This is a genomic window from Ureibacillus aquaedulcis, from assembly GCF_030418165.1.
GTDB classification, from domain to species: Bacteria; Bacillota; Bacilli; order Bacillales_A; family Planococcaceae; genus Ureibacillus; species Ureibacillus aquaedulcis.
Genome location: NZ_JAUHTQ010000021.1, coordinates 34,901 through 43,321 on the forward strand (window position 1 = coordinate 34,901; position 8,421 = coordinate 43,321).

An 8,421-nucleotide genomic window follows, 5' to 3' on the forward strand; every position below is an offset into this window, starting at 1 on the left:
GGTGAAGCTATTTGGGATTTACTAATCTCCTATTTATATGGACAGCATTCATACCGGTTATCGTCCTGCTTTATTATTTTTTCCGTAAAAAGTATAAGGACCAGCCTGTCTCTTCAACTCTCTTTTGGGATGAGGCCATGCAGGAAACAAAAGCTTCACCTTACTTAAGGCACCTACAACAAAATGCCCTGCTCTATTTGCAATTACTGGCCCTTATTTTATTTGTATTAGCTCTTATGAATCCGTTTGTGAAAACAACGGAAATCGAAGGGGAACAGTCGATTTGGATTGTGGATACATCTGCAAGCATGCTTGCCAAAGATGGGGAAAGTACCACTTTTGATCGCCATAAAGAAGAAATGAAGTCTTTGGCAAAGGCTTTAAACGGTCGCCCAGTAACAATCATTACTACCGGAGAGGAACCGAAAGCAATCGTTCGCCAAGAAACAAGAGAATCAGTCATACATAAAGCGATTGAGGAAATAGAAGTAGCCTATGAAGAAGAACAACTGTCTAAAGCATTTGATATGGCATCCGCTTTTATAGGAGAAACGGCAACCTCTGTTTACTTATTTACTGACTCGGTTGAACGTGGGGAGCTTCCAATCGAAAGCGATAAAATTACGTGGGTTGTAAAAGGCGCAAGTAAAGGGCTTGAAAATGTATCGATTACCCGGTTGGTGTCCACGGCATTGGAAGGCACGACACTAGCCCTTATTCAGCTGAAAAATGAGGCAGAAAGTATGCAAGTAGTTCAACTCTCTTTACTGGATGGCGAGAATAAACGGATCGTCCAGGAAGAGGTTGCACTGCAAGGTGGAGAAGAATGGTCTAAAACCTTTGAGGACCTTCCTATGACAAATTTATTAACTGCCACAATTCAAGCAAAAGATGATTATAAAATGGACAATGCGATGGTCACCTTGGTAGGAAGTGGGACGTCGGAGATCGTTATTGACCAGCAAATGCATCAGCTTGTTCAGAAAGGGTTTCAGGCCCTGAATGCAGATGTGAAAATTGTTCCTGCAGATCAGTTATTAGGTATGGCGGATGCAATGGTTGTGACAAATCAAAAAGAACTTCTCCAAAAATCTGCATCCCCGATTGTACTAATTGGGCGGGATGATGTAGAAGCTCAGGAGGTAAATGCTCTTGTGGATATGTCGCAGGATTCACTATTTGCTTTTAGTTCATTGGAAGATGTCTATGTTAGTTCGATTTATCCGGCTTTTGATGACTTTGCAACAATAGCCACAATTGATGAGAAACCTTTTGTTCAACGGTCACCAAGAGGAGATATAGTGATCTTGGCGGATATCGAGCAGACGGATTGGCCGCTGCACCCGTCATTCCCGCTTTTGTTGTGGGGAATTCAAAATGAATTAATAGAAGGAACACAAAGCCTTGGTACTTTCTCTCCGGGTGAAAGTCGAGCTGTTTCACTATCTTCGGGGGAATGGTCGATCTATTCCGGCGAGGGTGAATATATTTCTACTGTTGAGGGCGGTGGTGAGTTTAGAGCTCCTGCAACTCCAGGAGTCTATACCATCAGCTCCAAGGAAGAGGAAAAACAATTTATTGTCGAGCTCTCGAGCGGGGAACGTTCAATTCAAGAAGGTACCAGCTTCGAATTAGGAGCCATTCAAAATGGTGCGCAAGAAGAAACGACCAAGAAATCATTTGTCCAATGGTTGCTGATACCGATTCTTTTATTACTCGTACTAGAGTGGGAGGTGCAAAGAAGACGTGGATTTGCGAATTGATCATCCATTGGCACTATTGCTGCTTATTCCACTAGCCGGTTATTTCCTTTGGACATGGTGGCAGCATAGGAAACAGTTAAAAAAGAATCAACAAATCGTCTTTGGCATTCGAATTATAGCAGTGATCCTTTTGGTATTTGCAATTTGTGCGCCTTACCTTCTGCTGACGGTAAAAGAAGAGCAGGTCCTGTTTTTAATTGATCGTTCCGCATCCTTGGAAGGCGTAGAGGAACGAGCAATTTCCTTTATTGAAGAAAGCTTGCAGGCAAAGGAAGAAACGCATCTTGTGGGTGTATATTCCTTTGCATCCAATCTCCAAACGGAATCGATGTTAACGGATAGGTTGGAGCATGTTCCCGAACTGAGTGACATGGGGAATAAAGGAGAAACAAATATTGCGCGGGCAATACAACTGGCTACTGGAATTGTAGACTTAAAAAAAGCGACACGTATTGTCTTGTTGACAGATGGTCTTGAAACAAAGGGTGATGCAGCAGAGCAACTAACGAAGTTATCGGACTCAAATGTTTCGATTGATGTTGTTTCGCTAAGTCAAACAGTAGCAGAAGATGTTTCCGTAAATAGTTTTACAACTCCACAAGTAGCTTATGCAGGAGAGCAGCAACAGCTGGTAACAGAAATCGAATCAACAACAGCGGCCCAGGCAGAACTTTATCTATATGAAAATGATCAACTCATCCATCAAGAACCCGTTCAGCTTGAAGAAGGAGCAAATGTATTTACCTACCGACATGTCGGACAGGCTGAAGGGTTAGTGAAGTATGAAGCTCTCGTCCAGGTTAATGAAGATGCCATATTTGAGAATAATGAATTAACAAGTGTCACAATGGTGCAAAGTACACCGAGAGTTTTAATTGTAAGTGACCGGGAAGAGGGGTCGGCAATCGCATCTGCGATTGGGACAAATTCGGTCAAGTATGATGTGAAATCCTCCAATGAATTACCGAGTTCGTTATCAAGCTTTTTACATTACAATGCGATTATTTTTGATAATATTCCGGGGCATCTCGTTGGCGAGGAAAAAATGGGTGTGATCGAGCAAGCCGTCAAAAATTTCGGTGTAGGGTTTATGATGGTTGGTGGTGAAAACAGCTTTGGACTTGGAGGGTATTTTAAAACCCCGATAGAAGCACTGCTGCCTGTTGAAATGGAAGTGAAGGGGAAACAGCAATTGCCTTCCCTTGGCCTTGCGATTGTCCTTGACCGATCAGGCAGTATGATGGGTCCCAAAATCGAGTTAGCCAAAGAAGCCGCTGCACGTTCCATCGAGCTGTTGCGTGATGGAGATACCCTTAGCTTTATCGCGTTTGATGATCGTCCATGGGAAGTAATTGAAACCGCTCCATTAACAGACAAAGAAAAGGCGGTAAATACGGTTTTATCCATACCTCCAGGGGGTGGGACGGAAATCTATTCTTCTCTGGAGCTAGCATATGAGAATTTGACGGACCTAGAATTGCAGCGAAAACATATTATTCTGCTTACGGATGGCCAGTCCTATACAGCAAGCAGTTATGAGGACCTTATACAAGCTGGAAAAGAGAATAATATCACATTATCCACCGTGGCAATTGGTGCAGATGCAGATGCCTCTTTATTGGAGGAGTTGAGCGAGTGGGGTAGTGGGCGTTTCTATAGCGTACTCGACGAAACAACCATCCCTTCCATCCTGTCCAGGGAAACTGCGATGATATCGAGAACCTATATAGAAGACAACCCTTTCTATCCGATTATCTATGGTGCGGAAGGGTGGAATGCACTGTTTGAAGCAGGTGTCCCGCAAATGAATGCTTATATCGGCACGACGGCAAAGCAAACCGCGATGGTCATTGCAGAAAGTGAGAAGGAAGATCCGGTATTGGCAGAATGGCAATATGGGCTTGGTCGAACAATTGCGTTTACCTCGGATTCCACAGGAGCCTGGACTGGCGACTGGGCGCGATGGGGAGAGTGGCCAAACTTCTGGCAGACAGCTATTTCAAGAATGCTGCCAACCTATAATGAGATTGCCTATGATATCCGGCTAGATGCACAAGGTTCATTCGTCATCACGGACCCAACCAACCAGGCCGCATTTTTGGATATTGCTGTAGTAAATGAATTCGGGGATGAGTTGGAAGCTCAATTAGAGCCGATTTCAGCAAGTAAAGTACGTGCTTCAGTTGAGGCCGATCCAGGTCTGGTTTTCTTCCGAATTACAAGTGGAGACGGCACAATCTATCAAACCGGCCAGACGATACCTTATAGCAAGGAATATGAACTGCATCCGCCAAATGAAACCTTATTAGCACAGATGACGGAGAGAACTGGAGGTATCCTTCTAGAGGAACCTGAGCAAGCATTCCGTGAATTTACAATGAAGGGTGCAGAAGAACAAAGCATTACATTGTGGCTTGTCTTCGCGAGTATGCTGCTATTCTTCATCGATATTACAATCCGAAGATTTGGATGGGGATTCCTGCAAACAATTGCTAAAGTGAAGAAAACATCCAATGACGAAGAAACTTCCGGAGAAACAAATGTGGCTCAGCTACTTAAGGAAATGAAGAAGAAATAGTTGAAGAGTTGTGTGTGCGTGAATTTCTGGAGAAAGGAGGAGCTACTATTCATATAGAGGTAGCTCCTTTATTTTTTCCTGATTAATTTTAAACAATTGAATGGCAATTTTACCGTGGGAAGGGAAAAGAGAAGCGGACCTATGATATAATGTAGCTACTAGACTAAAGGGAAATTGGACGGGGTGAGAAAAGTTGACATATCAAGCGTTTTACCGTGTTTATAGACCGCAGAGCTTTCGTGAAATGTCCGGTCAGACACATGTAAAAAGAACCCTTCAAAATGCTCTGCTAGCAAATAAAACAACACATGCTTACCTTTTTTCAGGTCCTCGCGGAACAGGGAAAACAAGTACGGCGAAAATTTTTGCAAAAGCATTAAATTGTGAAAAAGCCCCTTCTGGTGAGCCATGTAATGAATGCCCGACATGCTTGAGCATTACGGAAGGTTCTCATCCGGATGTGATTGAATTTGATGCTGCTTCCAACTCGCGTGTGGAAGAAATGCGCGACATTATTGAAAAGGTAAGATTCGCTCCGGCGAATGCACGCTTTAAAGTGTACATTATCGACGAAGTGCATATGCTTTCAACAAGCGCTTTTAATGCACTATTAAAAACATTGGAAGAACCACCTCCACATGCAGTTTTTATTTTGGCAACAACAGAGCCTCATAAATTACCCGCAACAATTATTTCGCGCTGTCAACGCTTTGATTTCAAAAGATTATCCTCAAACGATATTCTAGAGCGAATGAAAGTCGTATTAGAGGATATTGATTTGCCGTATGAGGAACAGGCTTTAAAGGTAATTGCGCAAGCTGCAGCGGGTGGGATGCGTGATGCATTAAGCTTGTTGGACCAGGTTGTATCATTTAGTGGCGAAACGTTGACACTAGAAAATGCTTTACTTGTAAGTGGTTCCATTAGCCAAGATATCTTTTATGAGGTAGTCGAGTCATTGAAAGCGAAAGAAATCGCAAAAGTATTGACTGCTATAGAAGAGCTAATAGCGGACGGGAAAGATCCACTGCGCTTAGCGGAGGATTTAATTACATTTTTCCGGGATTTATTATTGTTGCAAACAAGCAGCGAGCTAACTGAGCTGTTGGAACTAGTATCCCCGGAGGACAAGTTTATCCAGCTGGCACATGATTTCAGTGCCGATACACTTTACGGATATATCGATATACTATCTAAAACACAGCAAGAAATGCGCTTCTCGCATCATACAAAAATCTATCTAGAAACAGCTCTATTGAAAATGGCGCAAGTTCCAAATAGCGGTGCTGTAAGTGTTCAAGCGCAAATGGGCAGTTTGGCAATCGATCCTGACATGAGTGAAAAGGTGGCAAACCTTGAAAAAATGGTGCAGCAGTTAACAATGCAGCTGCAAAATGGTATTCAGGCACAAGGGAATGGTGGCGTACAACAGAAAGAAGCACCGCGTCCGCGTGCTAAGTCGAATAATTTCAATGCACCGATAGGACGTATTCGGGAAGTGCTAAAAAGTGCCACAAAACAAGATATTCATAATATAAAAAATGCATGGGCACAGTCTTTGAGCCAGCTCCAAAAATCGCAAGCGGCATTATTGGCTGAAGCGGAACCAGTTGCAGCTTCAAGTAGTGCATTTGTGATAAAATTCAAGTATGATATACATTGTCGAATGGTTGCCGAAAACAGAGAGTTTACAAGCCTTTTCGCTCAAAGTTTATCCCAAATGACAGGAACGATGTATGAAGTATTATGCATTCCTGAAAATGACTGGATGACTCTCCGACAAAACTTTATAAAAGAAAACGGTCTGAATCAGAAAAAGGGAACTTCCGATGAGGGAGCTGAAGTAGGTGGAGACGATCATGAGGAACCATTTATTGAAGATGGACCAGAGATTGCTTCAGAAGATCCATTAATTACTGAAGCGGAGAAAATGTTTGGTAAGGATTTTGTTGAGGTAGTTGAAGATTAATTTAAAAATCCAAAGCTTATGCCAAAAAAGAGTCTAATTGCAACAGGTCTTCAGTGAAATCTAAAAATTAAAGAATAGTATTAGGAGGAATTATAAGATGCGCGGTATGGGAAATATGCAAGGTATGATGAAGAAAATGCAGAAAATGCAAAAGGAAATGATGCAAGCTCAGGAAGAGCTAAACGCAAAAGAATTCGAAGGTACTGCTGGTGGCGGTATGGTAACGATCACGTTAAACGGCCAACGTGAAGTCCTTGGCGTAAAATTAGATCCATCTGTAGTTGACCCGGAAGATGTAGAAATGTTAGAAGACTTAATTGTTGTTGCTACAAATGAAGCACTAAAGAAAGTAGAAGAAACGACTTCATCAACAATGGGTAAATTCACTCAAGGATTAAACCTTCCATTCTAGGAGGAAACATAAATGTATTACCCTGAACCAATATCAAAGCTAATCGATAGCTTTATGAAATTGCCAGGCATCGGTCCGAAAACTGCGGCTCGACTGGCATTTTTCGTTTTAACCATGAAAGAAGATACGGTATCAACCTTTGCAAAGGCATTAATTGATGCTAAAAGAAATTTAATGTATTGCTCTGTATGTGGGCATATTACAGATGTAGACCCATGCCAGATTTGCTCTGATAAACAGCGTGACATCTCGACAATTTGTGTTGTTCAGGATCCTAAAGATGTGATTGCAATGGAAAAAATGCGTGATTATCAAGGACTTTACCATGTATTGCACGGTGCAATCTCGCCGATGGATGGAGTGGGTCCGGAAGATATTAATGTAGCTTCGTTAATCACGCGTCTCCAAGATGAACGGGTACAAGAGTTGATACTAGCAACGAACCCGACAATTGAAGGGGAAGCAACAGCCATGTATATCTCTCGGCTTGTAAAACCATCTGGAATTCGTACAACACGTATTGCCCATGGTTTACCGGTGGGTGGCGATTTAGAGTATGCCGATGAAGTTACTTTATCAAAGGCTTTGGAAGGCCGCCGCGAATTATAGAGATTCAGCTCACCTTTTAATAGTGTGAATAATGAGTTTGTTGTGTATGTTTACCCACTCTTTTGTATTAGTTTTAATAACATGTTTTCTCACATAGTTTGTTCTGGGCAAATAAATAAGAAGATGTATTGTCCCGTGATATTAGTATAAGGTGAGTGGAGTAGTGTGATATTTAGTCGTAAAGGGAAATTAAAGAGAGAATTTGATGAAAAGCTGGTCCATCTGATAAAAGAGACAAAAGATGACTGGAGCAGTGCCAAAGTGATTGAGGATCTCGTGGATGATTATGATTTAGAGGTAATCGCCCATCGGAAAATCGCGGAAAGTATTCATTTCTATTTATTTAAAGAAGCACGGATTCGGAAAATATTAATTAAATAATCATACTAAGGGTAGCCACTAAAGCATATGCTCCTATGAATAGATATTCGTGAGGAGTGATATGATTGACAACATACATAGCAATTGGTGTTGTTTGTGCGCTACTTTTTTTTAGTATATTAATAGGTAGAAAAGTAGGGTTTGGTGTGATTTTTGAGAAGTTGGCGATTCTTTGGTTTAAGCTTGCCTGCTCCTTTGCATTACTGTACATAGCTCATATCATTGTAGATGGATATGATATTGTTGTACCTGTTAACCTATTTTCTGCACTTACGATAACGATTTTAGGAATACCAGGCGTTCTTTGTATTGGGGTACTAACAGTACTCCAATAATTTTTTGTTTAAAGTTATTGCATTTAGCCTGATATGGTGATATATTATTAAAAGTCACTACGACACATCAAAAAAATATCATAAAGAAAAGAAAGTTGTTGACTTTGCTTTCGTTAATTGATAGGATGTAATAACTGTCGATTGAATAAGTGTTTCTGACGAAAGATTTTATAAAAAAATGTTGACACTTCGTTTGATTATATGATATAATATAAAAGTTGTCGCTCGAGAAGTGGCAATCAATGAACCTTGAAAACTGAACAACAAAACGTTAATGAATACAGTTTCTTCTATTAAGTTAGGGAAACGAAAATTTTGGACATCAAAATTGATGCCAGCAGATGTTTTTCGGACATTAGTATTAATGTCCGGCA

General features: G+C 41.3%; 8 protein-coding genes. 7 read left to right on the forward strand and 1 reads right to left on the reverse strand.

Annotated elements, in window-relative coordinates; all coding sequences use genetic code 11:
• Positions 1-11 precede the first annotated feature (11 nt).
• The 7 genes from QYB95_RS17955 (at position 12) to QYB95_RS17985 (ending at position 8,047) form a co-directional block, all read left to right on the forward strand.
• Positions 12-1,763: a vWA domain-containing protein gene (locus QYB95_RS17955; RefSeq protein ID WP_301139746.1), complete on the forward strand. Its 1,752-nt coding sequence runs from the start codon at positions 12-14 to the stop codon at positions 1,761-1,763.
• Positions 1,747-4,341, forward strand: coding sequence for a VWA domain-containing protein (locus QYB95_RS17960; protein WP_301139747.1), 2,595 nt, complete (start codon positions 1,747-1,749; stop codon positions 4,339-4,341). Before QYB95_RS17955 ends, QYB95_RS17960 begins: the two co-directional genes overlap by 17 nt.
• Before the next feature lie 193 nt (positions 4,342-4,534).
• Positions 4,535-6,310 carry a DNA polymerase III subunit gamma/tau gene (dnaX, locus tag QYB95_RS17965; protein ID WP_301139748.1) on the forward strand — a complete coding sequence of 592 codons (1,776 nt, stop codon included), beginning with the start codon at positions 4,535-4,537 and terminating at the stop codon, positions 6,308-6,310.
• Between the two features lie 97 nt (positions 6,311-6,407).
• The gene (locus tag QYB95_RS17970) at positions 6,408-6,722 is read left to right on the forward strand and encodes a YbaB/EbfC family nucleoid-associated protein (protein ID WP_301139749.1); all 315 of its coding nucleotides are present in this window, start codon (positions 6,408-6,410) and stop codon (positions 6,720-6,722) included.
• A gap of 12 nt (positions 6,723-6,734) precedes the next feature.
• On the forward strand, positions 6,735-7,331 hold the full coding sequence (recR, locus tag QYB95_RS17975) for a recombination mediator RecR (RefSeq protein WP_107937661.1): 597 nt from the start codon (positions 6,735-6,737) through the stop codon (positions 7,329-7,331).
• A gap of 165 nt (positions 7,332-7,496) precedes the next feature.
• Entirely contained in the window at positions 7,497-7,712 is a 216-nt protein-coding gene (locus QYB95_RS17980; RefSeq protein ID WP_301139750.1) for a YaaL family protein, read from the forward strand.
• A gap of 65 nt (positions 7,713-7,777) precedes the next feature.
• Complete coding sequence (locus tag QYB95_RS17985) at positions 7,778-8,047, forward strand: pro-sigmaK processing inhibitor BofA family protein (protein WP_301139751.1); 270 nt, start codon at positions 7,778-7,780, stop codon at positions 8,045-8,047.
• A gap of 168 nt (positions 8,048-8,215) precedes the next feature.
• On the opposite strand, the gene QYB95_RS17990 is transcribed toward QYB95_RS17985, so the two are convergent.
• A partial coding sequence (locus QYB95_RS17990; RefSeq protein WP_301139752.1) for a hypothetical protein occupies positions 8,216-8,421 on the reverse strand: 206 nt, incomplete at its 5' end.

Coding starts and splice junctions, on each gene's coding strand:
- QYB95_RS17970 (WP_301139749.1), top strand. CDS start 6,408: ATGCGCGGTATGGGAAATATGCAAGGTATGATGAAGAAAATGCAGAAA.
- recR (WP_107937661.1), top strand. CDS start 6,735: ATGTATTACCCTGAACCAATATCAAAGCTAATCGATAGCTTTATGAAA.